This is a genomic window from Micromonospora sp. NPDC005291, assembly GCF_040607415.1.
Lineage (GTDB): Bacteria > Actinomycetota > Actinomycetes > Mycobacteriales > Micromonosporaceae > Micromonospora.
Genome location: NZ_JBEXGR010000021.1, coordinates 45579 through 62911 on the forward strand (window position 1 = coordinate 45579; position 17333 = coordinate 62911).

The 17333-nt window shown below is 69.9% G+C and carries 14 protein-coding genes; 11 read left to right on the top strand and 3 right to left on the bottom strand.

Annotation, left to right across the window (positions count from 1 at the left end):
• Positions 1-113: 113 nt before the first annotated feature.
• The gene (locus tag ABZT18_RS24725; RefSeq protein WP_354996561.1) at positions 114-1283 is read left to right on the top strand and encodes a histidine kinase; all 1170 of its coding nucleotides are present in this window, start codon (positions 114-116) and stop codon (positions 1281-1283) included.
• Positions 1271-1933: a response regulator transcription factor gene (locus tag ABZT18_RS24730; protein WP_354996562.1), complete on the top strand. Its 663-nt coding sequence runs from the start codon at positions 1271-1273 to the stop codon at positions 1931-1933. The genes ABZT18_RS24725 and ABZT18_RS24730 overlap by 13 nt, the downstream gene beginning before the upstream one ends.
• Positions 1934-2063: 130 nt before the next feature.
• Here the strand turns inward: ABZT18_RS24730 and ABZT18_RS24735 are convergent, their stop codons facing one another.
• A complete protein-coding gene (locus ABZT18_RS24735) occupies positions 2064-3401 on the bottom strand; it encodes an MFS transporter (protein WP_355252555.1) in 1338 nt (445 codons plus the stop codon).
• A gap of 589 nt (positions 3402-3990) precedes the next feature.
• On the opposite strand from ABZT18_RS24735, the gene ABZT18_RS24740 reads away from it, so the two are divergent.
• From ABZT18_RS24740 to ABZT18_RS24750, 3 genes are read left to right on the top strand one after another with little or no spacing between them, the layout of a single operon-like run.
• Positions 3991-4764, top strand: coding sequence for an ABC transporter ATP-binding protein (locus ABZT18_RS24740; protein WP_354996564.1), 774 nt, complete (start codon positions 3991-3993; stop codon positions 4762-4764).
• A 50-nt stretch (positions 4765-4814) separates the two neighbouring features.
• Complete coding sequence (locus ABZT18_RS24745) at positions 4815-5822, top strand: iron-siderophore ABC transporter substrate-binding protein (protein ID WP_355252558.1); 1008 nt, start codon at positions 4815-4817, stop codon at positions 5820-5822.
• Positions 5819-7909, top strand: coding sequence for an iron ABC transporter permease (locus tag ABZT18_RS24750; RefSeq protein WP_354996566.1), 2091 nt, complete (start codon positions 5819-5821; stop codon positions 7907-7909). The genes ABZT18_RS24745 and ABZT18_RS24750 overlap by 4 nt, the downstream gene beginning before the upstream one ends.
• On the opposite strand, the gene ABZT18_RS24755 is transcribed toward ABZT18_RS24750, so the two are convergent.
• On the bottom strand, positions 7873-8649 hold the full coding sequence (locus tag ABZT18_RS24755) for an alpha/beta hydrolase (RefSeq protein ID WP_354996567.1): 777 nt from the start codon (positions 8647-8649) through the stop codon (positions 7873-7875). The two genes, ABZT18_RS24750 and ABZT18_RS24755, sit on opposite strands and share 37 nt — an antisense overlap.
• Positions 8650-8898: 249 nt before the next feature.
• Here ABZT18_RS24755 and ABZT18_RS24760 point away from each other — a divergent pair, with 249 nt between their 5' ends.
• Complete coding sequence (locus ABZT18_RS24760; protein WP_354996568.1) at positions 8899-9744, top strand: ATP-grasp domain-containing protein; 846 nt, start codon at positions 8899-8901, stop codon at positions 9742-9744.
• An 82-nt stretch (positions 9745-9826) separates the two neighbouring features.
• Here ABZT18_RS24760 and ABZT18_RS24765 read toward each other — a convergent pair whose 3' ends face one another.
• A complete protein-coding gene (locus ABZT18_RS24765; protein WP_354996569.1) occupies positions 9827-11185 on the bottom strand; it encodes a hypothetical protein in 1359 nt (452 codons plus the stop codon).
• Positions 11186-11548: 363 nt separating this feature from the next.
• On the opposite strand from ABZT18_RS24765, the gene ABZT18_RS24770 reads away from it, so the two are divergent.
• The 5 genes from ABZT18_RS24770 to ABZT18_RS24790 are packed head-to-tail and all read left to right on the top strand — an operon-like array spanning position 11549 to position 17331.
• Entirely contained in the window at positions 11549-12595 is a 1047-nt protein-coding gene (locus ABZT18_RS24770; RefSeq protein WP_354996570.1) for a LacI family DNA-binding transcriptional regulator, read from the top strand.
• Between the two features lie 39 nt (positions 12596-12634).
• On the top strand, positions 12635-14230 hold the full coding sequence (locus ABZT18_RS24775) for an FAD-dependent oxidoreductase (RefSeq protein ID WP_354996571.1): 1596 nt from the start codon (positions 12635-12637) through the stop codon (positions 14228-14230).
• Between the two features lie 26 nt (positions 14231-14256).
• Positions 14257-15540: a sugar ABC transporter substrate-binding protein gene (locus ABZT18_RS24780; RefSeq protein WP_354996572.1), complete on the top strand. Its 1284-nt coding sequence runs from the start codon at positions 14257-14259 to the stop codon at positions 15538-15540.
• An 11-nt stretch (positions 15541-15551) separates the two neighbouring features.
• Complete coding sequence (locus tag ABZT18_RS24785) at positions 15552-16499, top strand: sugar ABC transporter permease (RefSeq protein ID WP_354996573.1); 948 nt, start codon at positions 15552-15554, stop codon at positions 16497-16499.
• Positions 16489-17331: a carbohydrate ABC transporter permease gene (locus tag ABZT18_RS24790; protein WP_354975580.1), complete on the top strand. Its 843-nt coding sequence runs from the start codon at positions 16489-16491 to the stop codon at positions 17329-17331. The genes ABZT18_RS24785 and ABZT18_RS24790 overlap by 11 nt, the downstream gene beginning before the upstream one ends.
• Positions 17332-17333: the final 2 nt, after the last annotated feature.

The following is a 17333-nucleotide window of genomic DNA, read 5'->3' on the forward strand; positions in this document are numbered from 1 at the left end:
CCGGGCCGGGTGGGCACATCGGACCGGGAGCTGCGCCAATGCCCTCCTAGGAGAACCCGACCACCAACTTTGGAAGGTGTCGGCGCCCGGTGCCCGCCGGTTAGCCTCGCCGAGTGAACAGCTTCTCCCCCGGGTCGGAAGACTGCGACCGCCGTCCCAGCACTGCGGCTCTCGCCGCGATCATGGGCGCGTCGGGCTTGCTCATCGCGGTGACGATCCTGGGCTGGTGGCTCGGACGCCCGCCCGGCCCGCTGCTCGCGCTGGACCTCGCGGTCGGCGCGCTGAGCCTGCTGCTGACGCCGCTGATGATGTGGCGGCCGGCCGCTACCACGGTGGTGCTCACCGTGCTGGCCGCGGTATCGCCGGCGGCCACCCCACCGGCCACTATCGGCGCGGCGCAGGTGGCACGCCGCCGACGCTCCCCGGTTGCGATCGCGGTGGCGGTGGCCGGGCTCGCCGCGCACGCGGTCCAGGGCGCTTGGCGGTCCAACGGCGGCATTTCGTATGGCTGGTGGCTGGCGCTGGTCGCCGTCGGTTACAGCGCGCTGCTCGGCTGGGGTGCGTGGGCACAGGCCCGCGAAGCGCTGATCCGCTCGCTGCACGGTCGGGCCCGTCGCGCCGAGGCGGAGCAGGGCCGCCGGGTGGCCGAGGCGCGCATGCTGGAACGTCACCAGATCGCCCGGGAGATGCATGACGTCCTTGCCCACCGCCTGTCGTTGCTGGCCACGTTCGCCGGGGCGATGGAGTACCGTCCGGACTCCTCACCCGAGCAGTTGTCCCGGGCCGCGGGGGTCGTCCGGGACGGCGTGCACCAGGCGCTCGACGAGCTTCGCGAGGTGATCTCGCTGTTGCGGGACGACGACCCCCCGCACAGCGACGGCAGCCGCCCGCAGCCGGTGCTGGCCGACGTCCCACGCCTGGTCGAGGAGTCCCGCGACGCCGGCACCGAAGTGCTGCTGCACGAGGCGGTGGCCGGGCCGGCCGAGGCGCCCCCGTCGGTGGCCCGCACCGCGTACCGGGTGATCCAGGAGGGCCTGACCAACGCCCGCAAACACGCCGCGGGCCAGCCGGTCCAGGTCGCCCTGCGCGGCGGGCCCGGCGCGGGCCTGCAGATCGACGTCCGCAATGCGCTGACACCGGAAGGTACGGCGCCGCCCGGGTGGTCCGGGGGTGCCGGGCTGGTCGGGCTCACCGAGCGGGTGCACCTGGCCGGCGGGCAGCTCGACCACCAGGTGATCGGCGGGGAGTTCCGGCTGCACGCCTCGATACCATGGCCGGCGTGACACCGCCGGTGCGTGTGCTCGTCGTCGACGACGACGCGCTCGTCCGCGCCGGGCTGACCATGATGCTCGACGGCGCCCCGGGCATCGCAGTGGTCGGCGAGGCCGCCGACGGCGACGAGGTGCCGGCCGCGGCCGACGCGCACGCCCCCGACGTCGTGCTGATGGACCTGCGCATGCGCCGGGTCGACGGCATAACCGCCACCCGCCGCCTGCGGGCGCGCCCGCGGCCGCCCGAGATCATCGTGCTCACCACGTTCGACACCGACGAGAACATCCTGCACGCGCTGCGTGCCGGGGCCAGCGGCTTCCTGCTCAAGGACACCCCGCCGGCCCGGATCGCCGAGGCGGTCCGGCAGGTCGCAGCCGGCGAGCCGATCCTGTCCCCGCGGATCACCCGCCGACTGATGGACCGGGTCGCCGTCCAGGCCGGCACGTACGCCCGGGCCAAGGCCACCCTCGCGGCGCTCAGCCCGCGCGAGCACGACGTCGTCGTGGCGATCGGCCAGGGCCGCAACAACGCCGAGATAGCCACCGCGCTCGACATGACCCTGGCCACCGTGAAGACCCATGTGTCGCACATCCTGACCAAGCTCGACCTCGACAACCGTACCCAGGTAGCGCTGCTTGCCCACGATGCCGGCCTCGCCTGACCGACCCACGCGGTGGCGGCTCGCGTCACCGGGGCCGCGCGGCGGCGGCTCGTATGACCGGCCATGGGCCGGGGTGAGCAGGTCTGAGATGGCGCCTCACGCGCGCCCACCGGCCCTACGAATCGAACTTTCAGTCCACCGGGTGGTTGGGGATCCTCGATCGGACGGCGAGGCCGTACAGGCAGGCCAGCCCGGCCAGGATGCCGAAAAGAACGAACGGGCCGGCGGGCCGCCAGTTGTCGTACAGGGTGCCACCGGCGGCGAACGCGATCATGATGCCGATGCCGCCGCTGAGCGCGAACGTTCCGATGACCGAGCCCCGGGTACGGCTGGGAGCCTGTTCGGCGATCAGCACCTGACTGGAGATGACGGCGCTGACCTGGCCGAGCCCGATCAGCGCGGCGACGGCGTAGCCGAGCGGGCTGAACGGGTCTCCGACGAAGATCGTGGCGGTGTAGCCGAGGGCGGCGGTCCCCAGGGAGATCAGCACCGCGTCGGTGCGAGACAGCCGGTCGGCGATGATGCCGATGGCCGGTGCCCCGATCAGCGCGATGCCGTTGGCCACTCCCAGCAACAGACCTGCCTTGGCCAGCGCCTCGGCCTCGCTGAGCCCGAGGCGCTGAGTGCCGTACTGCTGTGCCCAGAGGGTGAGGTAGGCGCCGACGAGCGCCAGGTCGGCCCGGGCGACGAAGGCGCTGAGGTAGGCGAAGGAGACACCGGGGCGCCGGATCTCGGCGACGCCCTCGCGCAGCAGCCTGGGGATCGGGATGTGTTCGGAGTGCGTTGTCGCCAGGCCGCCCCGGAGGGTGAGCCGCATCAGGATCGCGGTGAGCAGGGCCAGCCCGGCGACGATGAGGTAGGTCGCCCGCAGCGCGGCGATCGTGTCCATCCCGCTGCGCTCGAAGATGTCGGGCAGTTTGATCAGCACGAAGAACGTGACGAGCGCGCCGAGACCGTTGCAGAAGCCGAGGATGCCGTTGGCCCTGCCGCGGGTGGTGTCCCGGACGTAGTCGGCGACCACGGCCGTGAGCATCACGGTGACCATAGCCACGCCGACGGCGGCGACACCCCGGGCCAGGTAGTAGGGCAGGACCGAGCCGACGAACGGTGCCATGCCGACGCCGAGGCCGAGCAGGATGTAGCCGCCGACCACGATCGGGCGCCGTCCGAGGCGGTCGGACCAGGCGCCGGCCAGGCCGACCGCCGCGATCAGGACGATCTCGCTGATCAGCCCAGCGGTGCCCACGATCGAACCCTGCTCCCCCTTGGGCACGCCCAGGATGGAGGTGAGGAGCGCGGTCTGCGCGGCCGGGATGAACGTGAACGTCATGATCGACGTCAGCGCCAGCCAGTAGTACCCGCTGATGTTGGTCCGGGTCGTGCCCGGTGAGAGCCGGAGTGGGCCGAACGTTTTGGTCTGCTCGCCGGCCTCCGGCGCGACGGTGGCGTCTTCCTGGCTGCGCTGCACGTTGGTCCCTCCGCCCTGTTGTGAAACGAATGGAAACGGTGTTTCCACACCCTAGCGGTTCAGGGCCCGGACGTGATCGCGTCGGAGCGGCGCATTTCTCATCGCCCGGTCCCGGTCCCGGTCCGGCGCCGTCGACCCGTCCCTGACGTCGCGATCGGCCGGCTCGGAGGCCGACGACGCCGCGGGCGTGTTCGAGGGGAAGCGGGTCGAGGCAGGAAGCGGTTCACCGTGACCGAGCACGTTCATCGCCGCTTTCCGGCGAGTGATCAAGTCGACTCGCAGGGTCCTCGTCGATGCGCCCTCGTATCGGGCCTGATGTCCGGATTCCGGTAGCGCGTGTCGGGAGTCAGGATTGCCGACACCCGGAACATCACCTAGCCTCCGTTAGGCAAGGCAACCCTTACTCGGCCTGCCGCGACCCGGGCATGCTTCGCCTGCCACCCCCGTGATTCGGAGCCGATCGATGCCCGTGACCATTGCGCCCCTCGCCGATCGGCGAGGGGCCGCCAGTTCGGTAGCGGCGGCCGTCTTGCGTGGTGAACAACTGGTGCTGCGCTACGGAAAGACGGCGGTGGTCCACGGCGTCTCGGTGGTGCTGGCGCCCGGTCGCGTGACGGCGCTGGTCGGGCCGAACGGCAGCGGTAAGTCGACGCTGCTGCGAGCCCTTGCCCGGTTGCATCGCGTGGATGGCGGCGAGGTGATGCTCGGCCACCGTGACGGGCAGCCGGAGCGCGCGGTGTCGCTGCTCAGCGTGCGCCAGTTCGCGCGGGAGGTCACGCTGTTCGCACAGTCGCGTCAAGCCCCACAGGGGCTCACGGTGCACGAGGTCGTCTCGTTCGGGCGCCACCCGCACCGGCGCCGCTTCGCCGGCCCGTCGGTGGCGGACCGACAGGCGGTCGGGCGCGCGATGAAAGTCACCGGCGTGCAGGACATGGCCGAGCGGCCGGTCGGCGAGCTCTCCGGTGGCGAGATGCAGCGCGTGTGGTTGGCCGCCTGCCTGGCTCAGGAGACCGGCGTCGTGCTCCTCGACGAGCCGACGAACCATCTGGACCTGCGCTACCAGATCGAGACGCTCGACCTGGTCCGGGATCTCGTCGACGAGCACGGCGTCGCCGTCGGCGTCGTGCTGCACGATCTCGACCACGCCGCACGCGTCGCGGACACGCTGGTCCTCATGCACGCCGGGCGCATTCACGCCGCGGGCGACCCGATCGAGGTGCTCACCGCCGAGCACATCGGCGAGGTCTACGACCTGCGGGTGGAGGTCGAGGTCGACCCGCGCACCGGCCGCCTTCGCATCGACCCGGTCGGGCGGCATCCCGCACGGAACCGGAACATCAAATCAGGAGAAGAACTCGCATGATGCTTGTCCCCCGCCTCGCGGCCACCGCCGCGACGCTCACCGCGATCGCCGTGACGGCCACGGCCTGCGGCACTACGAAGGTCGACGAACCCGCCGCCGGTAGCTCGACCACCCCCTCGTCGCAGACCTGCGCCGACGACAAGACGACAACGTCGACCGGCCCGGTGTCGATGACCGACGGCGTCGGCCGCAAGGTCGAGCTCGCCAAGCCCGCCCAGCGGGTCGCGGTGCTGGAATGGCAGCAGACCGAGGACCTGCTCACGCTGTGCCTCACGCCGGTCGCGGCCGCCGACACGAAGGGATACGGCACCTATGTGAAGGCGGAGCCGCTTCCGGCAAGTGTCGTCAACACCGGCGAGCGCGGCGAGCCCGACCTCGACGCGCTGTACGCCACGAAGCCCGATCTGATCATCGTGGAGGCGTTCAAGGCCGACGACGAGCAGATCACCAAGCTCGAGAAGCGCGGTGTCCCCGTACTCGCCACGGTCGGGGCCGACGCCGCAGGCCAGATCGCGAACATGAGGAAGGTGTTCTCGATGATCGGTCAGGCCACCGGCCGCACCGAGCGCGCCGATCTGGTGTTGCGGCAGTTCGACGAACATCTCGCCGGAGCCAGGAAGACGGCCGAGGCCGCGAACATCAAGTCCAAGGACTTCCTGTTCTTCGACGGCTGGATCGAGGGCGGCAACGTCGTCATCCGCCCCTATGGCAAGGGTGCCCTGTTCACCGAACTCGGCGAGCAGCTCGGCATGACCACTGCCTGGACTGACAAGATCAACGCGGCCTACGGCAGCGGCGGCGTCGACCCCTCGTACGGTCTCGCGCAGACCGACATCGAGGGACTCACCGCCGTGGGGAGCGCGAGCCTGTTCTACTCCGACGACGACACCCCGGACAGCTACGTCAAGGAACTGCGCAAGAGCTCGATCTGGACCGCGCTGCCGGCCGTGAAGGAAGGCCGGGCGTACGCCTTCCCGGCAGGCGTCTGGGGGGCCGGCGGCCCGAAGTCGAACGAGCAAGCGATCGACGCCTACGTGAAGATCCTGACCGGGAAGTGAGCGACACCCTCGCGCCGCGGCCGGTGCCCGGAGTCGGGTTCGGCCGTGGCGCGAGCGGGGCGGCCGTCCTGGCCGTCCTGCTCGTCTCAGTCGTCGTGTGCGGGCTGTGGCACATGACGCAGGGCACCTCCGGGGTGGGCTTCTGGGACCTGCTGCGCTATCTCTTCGGGGCGCGCGAGGACGTCGGCGGCGTACCGGTCACCGATGTGCTGACCGGGTCCCGCCTGCCTCGCATGCTCGCCGGGATCGCGGTCGGCGTGGCGCTCGGCGCGGCCGGGGCGCTGCTCCAGTCAGTCACCCGCAACGCGCTGGCCGCTCCGGACACGCTCGCCGTCACCGCCGGCTCCTACTTCGCGCTGTGCGCGGTCGGCGCGTTCGGTCTCGCGGTGCCGTTGTGGGCCTCGGGCGCCGTGGCCTTCGGCGGTGGTCTGCTCGCCGCGGGGCTCGTGCTCGGCCTCGTCGGCACCGCTTCGGGCATCGGGTCGACGCGGCTGATCCTGGCCGGCTCCGCGGTCGCGATGGCCCTCGACGCGGCCACCGCCATGCTGCTGATCCTGTTCAAGGAGAGCACCACCGGGCTGTACGCCTGGGGCAGCGGCTCTCTCGCACAGCTGAACATAGACGCCGCCGTGCGCGCCGCCCCGGTCATCGTCGTCGTGCTCGCCATCGCCGTGCTGATGGCCCGGCGACTCGACGTGCTCGGCCTTGGCGACGACACGGCCGCCTCGCTCGGCGTGCCGATCCGTTCGACCCGGTTGATCGCGGTGCTCTGTGCTGTCCTGCTGACGAGCATCTCGGTGACGCTGGCCGGTCCCATCGCCTTCGTCGGCCTCGCCGCGCCGGTCGTGGTGCGCCTCGCGGCCAACCGGATCGGTGTGCTGAGCCGGCACATCTTCCTGATCCCGGCGTGCGGACTGGTCGGGGCACTTCTGGTGCTCCTCGCGGACGACGTGCTCCGGGCGGCGCTCGGCGCCCAGGCGGCCGCCTCGATTCCCACCGGAATCCCGACCTCGTTGCTCGGTGCCATAGTCATCGTGATCCTCGCGCTCCGGCTTCGCGATGCGGGAGCGGCGCGAGATGCTCCCCGGGCCCTCGTCGCCACCCGCTCGCGCCGCCGCTTCCTCACCGTGGTGGTCGTCGCGGCTGGTCTGCTCGTCACGGCGGTGCTGGTCGGCCTGCTGGCCGGCAGCCTGTGGCTACGCACCGGCGATGTCGTGCTCTGGCTCCAGAGCGCCGCGCCGGACCTGATCGGCCGGGCACTCGACGACCGCGCCCCGCGGGTCGCGGCGGCCGTCGTCGCCGGTGCGGCGCTCGCGCTGGCCGGAACTGTCGTGCAGGGAACGGTACGCAATCCGCTGGCCGAGCCGGGCGTGCTCGGTATCACCGCCGGTGCCGGCCTCGGCGCGGTGATCGTGGTGACCTCGGGCGTGCCCGGCGGACGCCCCGCGCTCATCGTCACGGCCGTCGCGATGGGCCTCGGCACCTTCGCGCTCATCGCCCTGCTGGCGTGGCGTGGAGGGCTCCTCCCCGACCGTTTCCTGCTCATCGGCATCGGCTGCGGCTACGCGCTCAGCGACATCAGCACCTTCCTGCTCCTGCGTGCCGATCCGTGGGACACGCCGCAGATCCTCACCTGGCTCTCGGGCACGACCTACGGGCGGTCCTTCGCCGACGTACTGCCGGTCGCGCTCGTGCTTCTCCTCGCGACTCCCGCGGTGCTGGGAATGCGCCGCCAGCTCGACCTCCTGGCGATCGACGAGGACACCCCGCGGATCTTCGGCGTCCGCCGGGAAGGCGCGCGACTCTCGCTGCTGACGATCGCGGCGGTCGTGGCGGCGGTGAGCGTGATCGCGGTCGGTGTGGTCGGTTTCGTCGGGCTCGTCGCTCCCCACATCGCCCGCGGCCTCGTCGGTGTTCGGCACGGGCGCATCATCCCGGTCGCCATGCTGCTCGGCGGCCTGCTCGTCTGCGTTGCCGACACCCTCGGCCGTACGCTCATCGCCCCCTCGCAGATCCCCGCCGGGCTCATGATGGCCCTTGTCGGAGCACCCTATTTCGTCTGGCTGCTGCGTCGCTCCCGCGGCTGATCGGCGGCCTGCTCCACAAAGGTACTGATGAGCGCGCCGACCAACTCAGGACGCTCGGCGATGAGGTGATGCGTGGTGCCCGGCACGATGCACAACTGCGCGCCGGGAATCGACGCGGCGATGAGAAGGCTGTGGCCGGGTGGGATCGTGTCACGGTCGCCCGACATCACGAGCACCGGCGCCGCGATCCGGGCGAGTTCGTCGGGGTCGATGTGCGGTTCGCTCGTCCAGAGGCGGAACAGCTTGGCGAGTACGACGTCCGCATGCCCCGGCCCGTCCGGCGACAGGCGTTCATAGTGCATCCGCTCGACGTCCGGTTTCTGCTCCTTTTCGAGCGCCTCGAGTACGGGGGCAGCGGAATCGGTGAACGCCGACGGGTCGAGGTTCGCGCTGATGGCGGTCAGCGAGCGCACCCGCGCCGGGTGGTCGAGGGCGAGCAGCAGCCCGATGATCGCGCCGTCGCTGTAGCCGACGATGTGCGCCGATTCGCAGTCGACGGCATCGAGGTAGGCCAGGGTCTCGGCGACACCGCGCGCGTACCCGTACTCCCCGTCGATGTCGGCCGACCGGCCGTGCCCGGGGCGCTCGAAGGCGAGCACCCGGTGATCCGGCACGAGCGCGTCGGACTGCGCCCGCATCGACTCGAGGGAACAGAAGCCACCGTGCAGCAGAAGGACGGGATCACCCTCGCCGGCGACTTCCGAATACAGGTCGACATCGCCGATCCGGAGGTAGCCCATCTGCTCCCGTCACCATTTCCCGAGTTCTGAGTTCGGCACAGTTCAGCGCCTGCGCGGCACCGCGCTCAGCGGCGTAGGCCAGGTGGAGTGGCGACCAGGCGCGGTGAACGCCGGGTCAGAGTACGCCTCCCACACCGATGACCGAAAGTAACCAGACGGCGGCCGGGGCGGCGGTGGCCGCATCAGGGCGACCGGGCCCTCCGGAATATGAGGTGGAGCCTGTTGGGGTATCTCCGGCACGATGTCCGGATGATGCTGCTGGTCCCCGCGAACCCCCTACGGCCACGCCGACCCGATGATCACTTCGCGGCCGAAGCACAGGCCGCACGCGCCGTCGGGATCGACGTCGCCGTGGTCGACCACGACGCGCTGACCCGCGACGATCCGCAGGGCGGGGTCGCGGCCGTGCCCGCCGGCGGCGTCGCGGTCTACCGAGGATGGATGCTCCGCAGCGACCAGTACTCGGCTTTCGCCGAAGCCCTCGCCGCCCGTGGCGTGATCCTCCGCACCAGCGGCGACCAGTACCGCCGCGCCCACGAACTCCCCGGCTGGTACGACCGCCTCGCCCCGGTCACCCCGATTTCCACCTGGACCACCAGCGCGGAGCGGACCGCGTTCGACCAGGCCCGGATCCGGCTCGGTAGCGGCGCCGCCGTGCTGCGCGACTACACGAAGTCGATGAAACACCACTGGCACGAGGCGACCTTCATCCCCGACCTCACCGACCCCACCCCTGCCTGGCACGTCGCCGCCCGATTCCTGGAACTCCGCGCTGACGACTTCAGCGGGGGCTTCGTCCTGCGCGCCTTCGAGAACTTCACCACCGCCGAGGTACGCACCTGGTGGATCAACGGCGCCTGCGCACTCGTCGGCGCGCACCCCGACACCGCCGACGACCTCCCGCCCAGCGACCTCGACCTCAGCACGCTCACACCGCTGGTCGCCGCCCTCGACCTACCCTTCGTCACCGTCGACCTCGCCCGACGCGACGACGGCGTCTGGCGCGTCATCGAACTCGGCGACGGCCAGGTCAGCGACCGACCCACCACCATCAGCCCTCACGACTTCGTCGCCGCGCTACGTGCGGGCGTCTGATGAACAGCGACGGCGCTCCAGCAACCTGGTGATCCTTCGACGACGAACATCTGGTGGCGATTTGTCCACCGGGGACGATCCACTAGTTGCTGCCCTGGTCGTGGGGGACGGTGACGGTGACGGTGCAGCCAACCGGCCGCCCGATCTCGTCGTGGCCGGCATACGTGAGGTGGTACACCCGGTCCCCGCCGTTGCCGGCACGTTCGGCCCGTAGCTTGCCGCTCGTGTCCGGCGCGCCGACGGTGAAGCCGCTGACGTCCGTGGCGTCGCCCCCGGTCACGCCGGTCAGGGTGAACGCGTTCGGGCCGAGCACACCGTCGTGCAGGTCCACGGTGAGGTCGACGTCGACCAGCTTGTGGTTCGGTGGCCACAGGACCGGTCGGTCGGCCGCACATTCGAGCTGCCGTACCGGCAATGGTTTTGCCAGGGTGGCGGTGGCGTGGCCGATGGTCGCGGTGAGCCGGCCGCCGGCTTCGTAGTACATGTGGGCGGTGCGTCCGTCGAAGTAGAACGTCGGCGCGGCCGAGCGGCCGAGGTCGGGTGCCGCGGACATCGAGTCGTGTACGACGCCGAGGTGGGTCTCCTGGTCGAAGTCCTGCCCGACGTCCACCGCGTGCATGTTGCCGTCGGCGGCGTGGTAGACCACCAGGTTGCGGTCGTTCCAGCGCAGGAAGAACGGTCCCGAGGCGTTCGGGCCTTCGATGCCCTGTGGGGTCACGAGCGGTTCGGGCTGCATGGTCCAGGTCCGCGCGTCGTTGGAGACCGCCCAACGGATCCGCCGTGACACCGGCCCGGTCGGTCCTGGCAGCGCGGCGGTCGGATTGTCCATGAAGACCATCAGGTACCGGGTGCCCAGACGGGGCACGGACTGCTCGAACACCCGGGCGTAGGAGGTCTCGCCACCGGTCGAGTCGTTGCGGCTGACCGCTGTCCCGCCGTAGCTGAAGTGGATGCCGTCGTCGGAGGTCGCGTACCGGGTGATGGAGTTCTCGCCGTGGAAGTAGAGGAAGAGCTTGCCCTCGCCCTCGATCCACACCGCGTGCGGCGAGGAGATGTGGCTGACCGTCGCGTAGTACGGCAGCCAGGTGTTGCCGATCAGGGGGTTGGCGGCGTATTCCGTCCACGGACCGTTGATCGAGTCGGAGTACGCGAGGGCGATCCCGCCGGGACGCTCGTGCGGCGCGTAGTACAGGTAGTAGGTGCCGAGCGGGTCGGAGAAGTAGTCGGCGGCCCGGATGACGCTCGGGAAGATGAACTCGTTCGTCGGGTTGTAGGCGAGGGTGCCCTTGTCGAACGCAGTGCCCTGGTAGGTGAACTGGGGGAAGTCGAGCGGGGGTTCGGCGGCTGCCGGCCGGGCGCCGGCCACGGCGGCGATGAGTAGGCCGGCACTGGCGGCCGCCAGGACAGCGCGTCGGGACGACGGGGCGAATGGTCTCGTCATGCGACTTCCTCTTTGGTCGGTCGGATCGGTGGCAGGTTCGGCGCAGTGTGACGCTCAGTAAGAACACAGGGGACATCGATCGGCGAGTGCCCCTGGCGCCGCCGAGCTAATACGTATTAGCATCTATGTTTCTCGAATGTTGCGCGCCAGACGGCGCTTCTGTCAAGAGCCGGCTCGAGGCCCGCCGAGTCACCCGGACCAGACCGCAACCCGCCGACAACCTCGACGGCTAATGCGCATTACTCCAGCGAGTTCATCGCGCGGAAATCTTTCGTACACCTCTTGACACACGCCGGGCCAGCGGCCAAGCTCCTTCCCAACGCCGATCGCTAATACGCATTAGCAGCACCGGAAGGACCCGACGTGCCCGCTCCCCCCAGACGTGTCACCCAGCGTGACATTGCGCGGATGGCCGGCGTCAGTCAGGCGACCGTGTCGCTGGTGCTCAACAATCGGACCGACGCCGACGTCCGCATCGCCCAGGAGACCCGGGACCGCGTGTTGCGGGTCATCGCCGAGACCGGCTACGCCGCCGACCCCGTGGCCCGCCGCCTCGCCTCACGGTTCAACCGGATCATCGGCGTCTTCACGTACGAGCCCGCCTTCCCCAGCGGCAGCCGGGACTTCTTCCACCCGTTCCTGCTCGGCATCGAGGAGTACGCCGAGCGGGTCGGCTGCGACCTGCTGCTGTTCACCAGCGCACCGGTGGTGGACGGCCGGCGGCGCATCTTCCACCAGGACAACCGGCTACGTCTGGCCGACGGGTGCATCCTGCTCGGGCGCGAGATCGACGGCGCGGAGCTGCACCGGCTCAACCGTGACGGATATCCGTACGTCGCCGTCGGGCGCCGCGACGACGCCGGCGGGCCGGTCCCCTACGTCGGCGCCGACTACGCCTCGGCGGTGGCCCAGCTCGTCGAGGTGGCGCTGCGGCACGGTCACCGCCGCCTGACGTACGTGAGCATGGGCACCACCGCGGAATCCTCCGAAGACCGGCGCCGTGGGTTCTACGCCGCCGCGGTGACCGCGGAGAGCGCCGGGCAGATGTCGGCGCTGGCCGGGGAGGCCGAAACAACCGTCGACACCCTGATGGCCGACGGGACCACCGTCGTCTTCGTGGAGGACTTCGCCACGGCCGTCGCGCTGGAGTCGGCCACCCGTCGGCGTGGCCTGACCGTGCCCGGCGACCTGTCGATCGTGACCCTTGGCGACCCGACGGTCCCGGTCCCGACCGACATCACGTTCACCGGGTTCCGCATTCCCCGCGAGGAGATGGGCCGACAGTCGGTCGAGGTGCTGACGGGCGTCATCGATGGCAGTGCGTCCGGCGTCCAGCAGCGACTTCTCCCCTGCGAACTCGTCGAGGGCATCACCCTCGGCACCCCTGATCCGGCGATTGACCGACGCTGAGCGGTCGACCGCGCAATTGGAAGGAAACACGTGGTACTCATGCGTACGGACGTCCTCGTCGTCGGGGGCGGACTGGGCGGCGTCGCCGCTGCGCTCGCCGCAGCCCGGGCCGGCCGGTCCGTCATCCTGACCGAGGAGTTCGACTGGCTCGGCGGGCAACTCACCAGCCAGGCCGTCCCGCCGGACGAACACTCCTGGATCGAGCAGTTCGGCGCCACCGCCAGCTACCGGGAGCTGCGCAACGGCATCCGCGACTACTACCGTCGCCACTACCCGTTGACCGAACGGTCCCGGGCCTGGGCCGACCTCAACCCCGGTGCGGGTTGGGTGAGCCGGCTCTGCCACGAGCCGCGGGTGGCCGTCGCCGTCCTCGAACAGATGCTCGCGCCGTACCTCGGTTCGGGCCGGCTGCGGGTACTACAGCCGTACCGGCCGGTGGCCGCGGAGACCGACGGGGACCGGGTGACCGGTGTGACGCTGGCGCACCGCGACCGGGACGAGCGGATCGACGTGGTCGCGCCGTACGTCCTGGACGCCACCGAGACCGGCGAATTGCTGCCGCTGACGGGCACCGAGTACGTCACCGGGTTCGAGTCGCGGGCGGATACCGGTGAGCCGAGCGCCCCGGCCGAGGCCCAGCCGATGAACATGCAGGCGGTGTCGGTCTGCTTCGCCCTCGACCACGTCGACGGCGATCACACCATCGACCGTCCTGCGGGGTACGACTTCTGGCGCGACTACAAGCCCGACTTCTGGGGTGACCGGCTGCTGTCCTGGAAGTCACCGCACCCGCGCACGCTGGAGATCGTCGAGCGCAGCTTCACCCCCAACCCGGACGACGACCCGTTGAGCGTCAACGCCGACCAACGTCTCAACCCGGGTGACGGCAACCTGTGGACGTTTCGCCGGATCGCCGCGCGGCGCAACTTCGCCGACGGCGCGTACGACAGCGACATCACGCTGGTCAACTGGCCGATGATCGACTACTTCGAGGGTCCGGTCATCGACGTGCCGAACGCGTCGTGGCACCTGTCCAAGGCCCGCGAGCTGTCGTACTCGGTGCTCTACTGGATGCAGACGGAGGCGCCCCGGCCGGACGGCGGCACCGGCTTCCCGGGCCTGCGGCTGCGCGGCGACGTGACCGGCAGCGCGGACGGCCTGGCCCAGGCCCCGTACATCCGCGAGTCCCGCCGGATCCGTGCCGAGTACACCGTGGCCGAGCAGGACCTGTCCCTGGCGGTCCGGGGCGACCACGGCGCGGTCAGCTACCCGGACGCGGTGGGCGTGGGCATGTACCGGATCGACCTGCACCCGTCGACCGGCGGCGACAACTACATCGACGTCGGCTCCTGCCCGTTCGAGATCCCGCTCGGCGCGCTGATCCCGCAGCGGATGGAGAACCTGCTGCCGGCCGGCAAGAACATCGGCACCACCCACATCACCAACGGCAGCTACCGGCTGCACCCCGTCGAGTGGAACGTCGGCGAGGTCGCCGGTCTGCTCGCCGACTTCTGTCTGGCGCAGGGCGCGTCCCCGCGTGCGGTCCGCAACACCCCCCGTCTGCTGGCTGACTTCCAGGACCGCCTCACCGCGGCCGGCGTGGAACAGCGCTGGCCGCAGATCACGGGCTACTGAACACACACCCCCGTAAGGAGAAGATTGTGAAAGCAGGAAAGGCCCTGCGCGGCGTCGCCGTGGCACTGGCCAGCGCGCTCGCCCTGACCGCTTGCGGCGGCGGTGGCGACGCCGACGACAGCGGCCCGGCGAAGCTGCGGATGACCGTCTGGTCGGCCAACGAGGCGCACGTCAAGCTGTTCAACGAGATCGCCGACGAGTACCGCAAGAGCCACCCGGACGTGGCCGAGATCAAGTTCGACCCGCTGCCGTTCGACACGTACACCACGACCCTGACCACTCAGATCGCCGGCGGGAACGCGCCCGATCTCGCCTGGGTATTCGAGAACTCCGCCCCCGATTTCGTCGCCTCGGGCGCGCTGCTGCCCCTCGACGACACCCTCAAGAAGGCCGAGGGTTACCAGTACGAGGACATCTCCCCCGCCACGCTCAAGCTCTGGCAGGACGACGGCAAGCTGTACGCGTACCCCTTCTCCACCTCGCCGTTCGGGGTCTTCGTCAACACCGACATGCTCAAGAAGGCCGGGCAGAAGACGCCGGCCGAGCTGATCGCGGCTGGCCAGTGGAACTGGGACAACGCCCTGGCCACCGCCGCGGCGACGGCGGCGAACTCCGGCAAGGCTGGCCTGGTCATCCGGGACTTCGACTACAAGGGTTGGGACAACCTGTCCACCTTCTGGACCGGGTGGGGAGCCCAGGCGTGGAGCGAGGACGGCAAGTCCTGCGGCTTCAACAGCCCGGAGATGGTCGACGCGATGACCACCCTGCACAAGGCCACCTTCACCCAGAAGGCGCTGCCCGGACCGGGCACGACCGCCGACTTCTTCGCCGGTGACTCGGCCATGACTGTCACCCAGATCTCCCGCGCCTCGCTGTTGAAGGACGGCGGCTTCGGGTGGGACCTGGTGCCGTTGCCGGCCGGGCCGAAGGGGGACTACGCGGTGGTCGGTCAGGCCGGCGTCGGGGTGATGAAGAAGAGCCCGCACGCCAAGCAGGCGGCCGACTTCCTGGCGTTCTTCACCAACCCCACGAACTCGGCGAAGCTCGCCCAGTTCTTCCCGGCGCCCCGACAGTCGCAGCTGACCGCCGAGACCCTCGCCAAGACGAACCCGAAGCTCAAGCCGGAGCAGCTGCAGAAGGTCGTCATCGACGGCATCACCAACGGCGTGGTCAAGCCCAGCCACTCCGGCCAGGCCGAGCTGAGCCAGCAGGTCCGCGCCGGCCTCGACCCGCTGTGGCAGCCGAACGCGGACGTCAAGGCCGTACTCGACGGCGTCTGCACCAAGATCCAGCCGCTGCTGGCGAAGTAGGGCCAGCAACCATGACCCAGACGGACACCAGAGTGGGCTCGGCTGCCGCCGGGCCCGCTCCGGGCCCGGCACGGCCGTTCTGGACCAGCCGCCGCCGGGACCAGCTCGCCGGTTACCTGTTCATCGCCCCGCAACTGCTCGGCAGCATCGTCTTCGTGATCCTGCCGCTGATCCTCGTGCTCTGGTACAGCCTGCACGAGTGGAACGTGCTCGCCGGCACCTTCGAGTTCGTCGGCGGCGACAACTACAAGGCCCTTGCCGACGATCCCAACCTCGGCTCGGTGCTGCGTGCCACCGGGCTGTTCTCAGTCGGCCTGGTGGTGCTCAACCTCGGTCTGGCCCTGCTGCTCGCCGTCCTGCTGAACCAGAAGCTGCGGGGCACGATCGTGTTCCGCACGCTGTTCTTCTCTCCCGTGGTCGTCTCGCTGGTGGCCTGGACCATCGTCTGGGGCTTCCTGCTCCAGGACAACGGCGGGATCAACGGTCTGCTCGACACCGTTGGCGTGGACGGGCCGAACTGGCTGCGCGGCGAGGGCACCGCGATGGTGTCCGTGATCGTCGTGCAGGTGTTCAAGAACGTCGGCCTCAACATGGTGCTGTTCCTGGCCGCCCTCCAAGGCGTGCCGGCCGAGCTGTACGAGGCCGCCGAGGTGGACGGCGCGAGCCGGATGCGCCAGTTCTGGCGGATCACCGTGCCGCTGATCAGCCCGACGATCATGCTGACGTCGATCATCACCGTGGTCGGGTCGCTACAGGTCTTCGCGCAGATCTCGGTGCTCACCCAGGGCGGACCCGGCACCTCGACGACGGTGCTCGTCTACTACCTGTACCAGCAGGCCTTCCAGTTCCATCACTTCGGCTACGGCGCCACGCTGTCGATCGTCCTGTTCGCCATCGTGCTCGCCCTCACCGTGCTGCAGTGGCAGATGCGCAAGAGGTGGGTCTTCCATGAATCGTGACCTGTCCCGGCGGACCAAGTTGGTGCTCTACGGGGTGCTGCTGGTCCTGGCCATCCCGTTCGTCTTCCCCACCTGGTGGATGGTCACCTCGTCGCTGAAGCCGGTGGCGGACATCTTCGCCTTCCCGCCGCAGCTCCTGCCGACCAATCCGAAGTTCGACGCCTACCAGCGCGTGTTCGAGTTGCAGCCGTTCGGGCAGCAGTACCTCAACAGCCTCTACATCGCGCTGGTCGTCACGGTCGGCACCATGGCCGTGGCGGCGCTGGCCGGGTACGCCTTCGCGCGCATCCGGTTCCGGGGCCAGAACGTGTTGTTCCTGGTCGTCCTCGCGGGCCTGCTCATTCCGAGCGAGGTGACGATCGTGCCGCTGTTCCAGATGTTCTTCAAACTCGGCCTGGTCAACACCCACTGGCCGCTGATCCTGGTGCCGATCTTCGGCGCGCCGAGCGTCCTGGCGACGTTCATCATGCGGCAGTTCTTCATCAGCCTCCCCGGTGAACTGGAGGAGGCGGCCCGGGTGGACGGGCTGGGCCGCGTCGCCACCTTCTGGCGGATCGCCCTCCCGCTGTCGCGGCCGGCACTGGGTGCGGTGGCCATCTTCACCTTCCTGCACAGCTGGAACCTCTATCTGGAACCGATCGTGTTCCTCTCCTCTCCGGAGAAGTTCACCCTGCCCCAGGCGCTCACCCAGTTCGTCGACGCCTACGGCGGCCCCATGTGGGACGTCCAGATGGCCGCGGCGTCCATGACCGCGCTGCCCGTCCTGGTGGTCTTCGTCATCGCGCAGAAGCAGTTCGTCGAGGGCCTCGCGCACACCGGCCTCAAGGGATGACG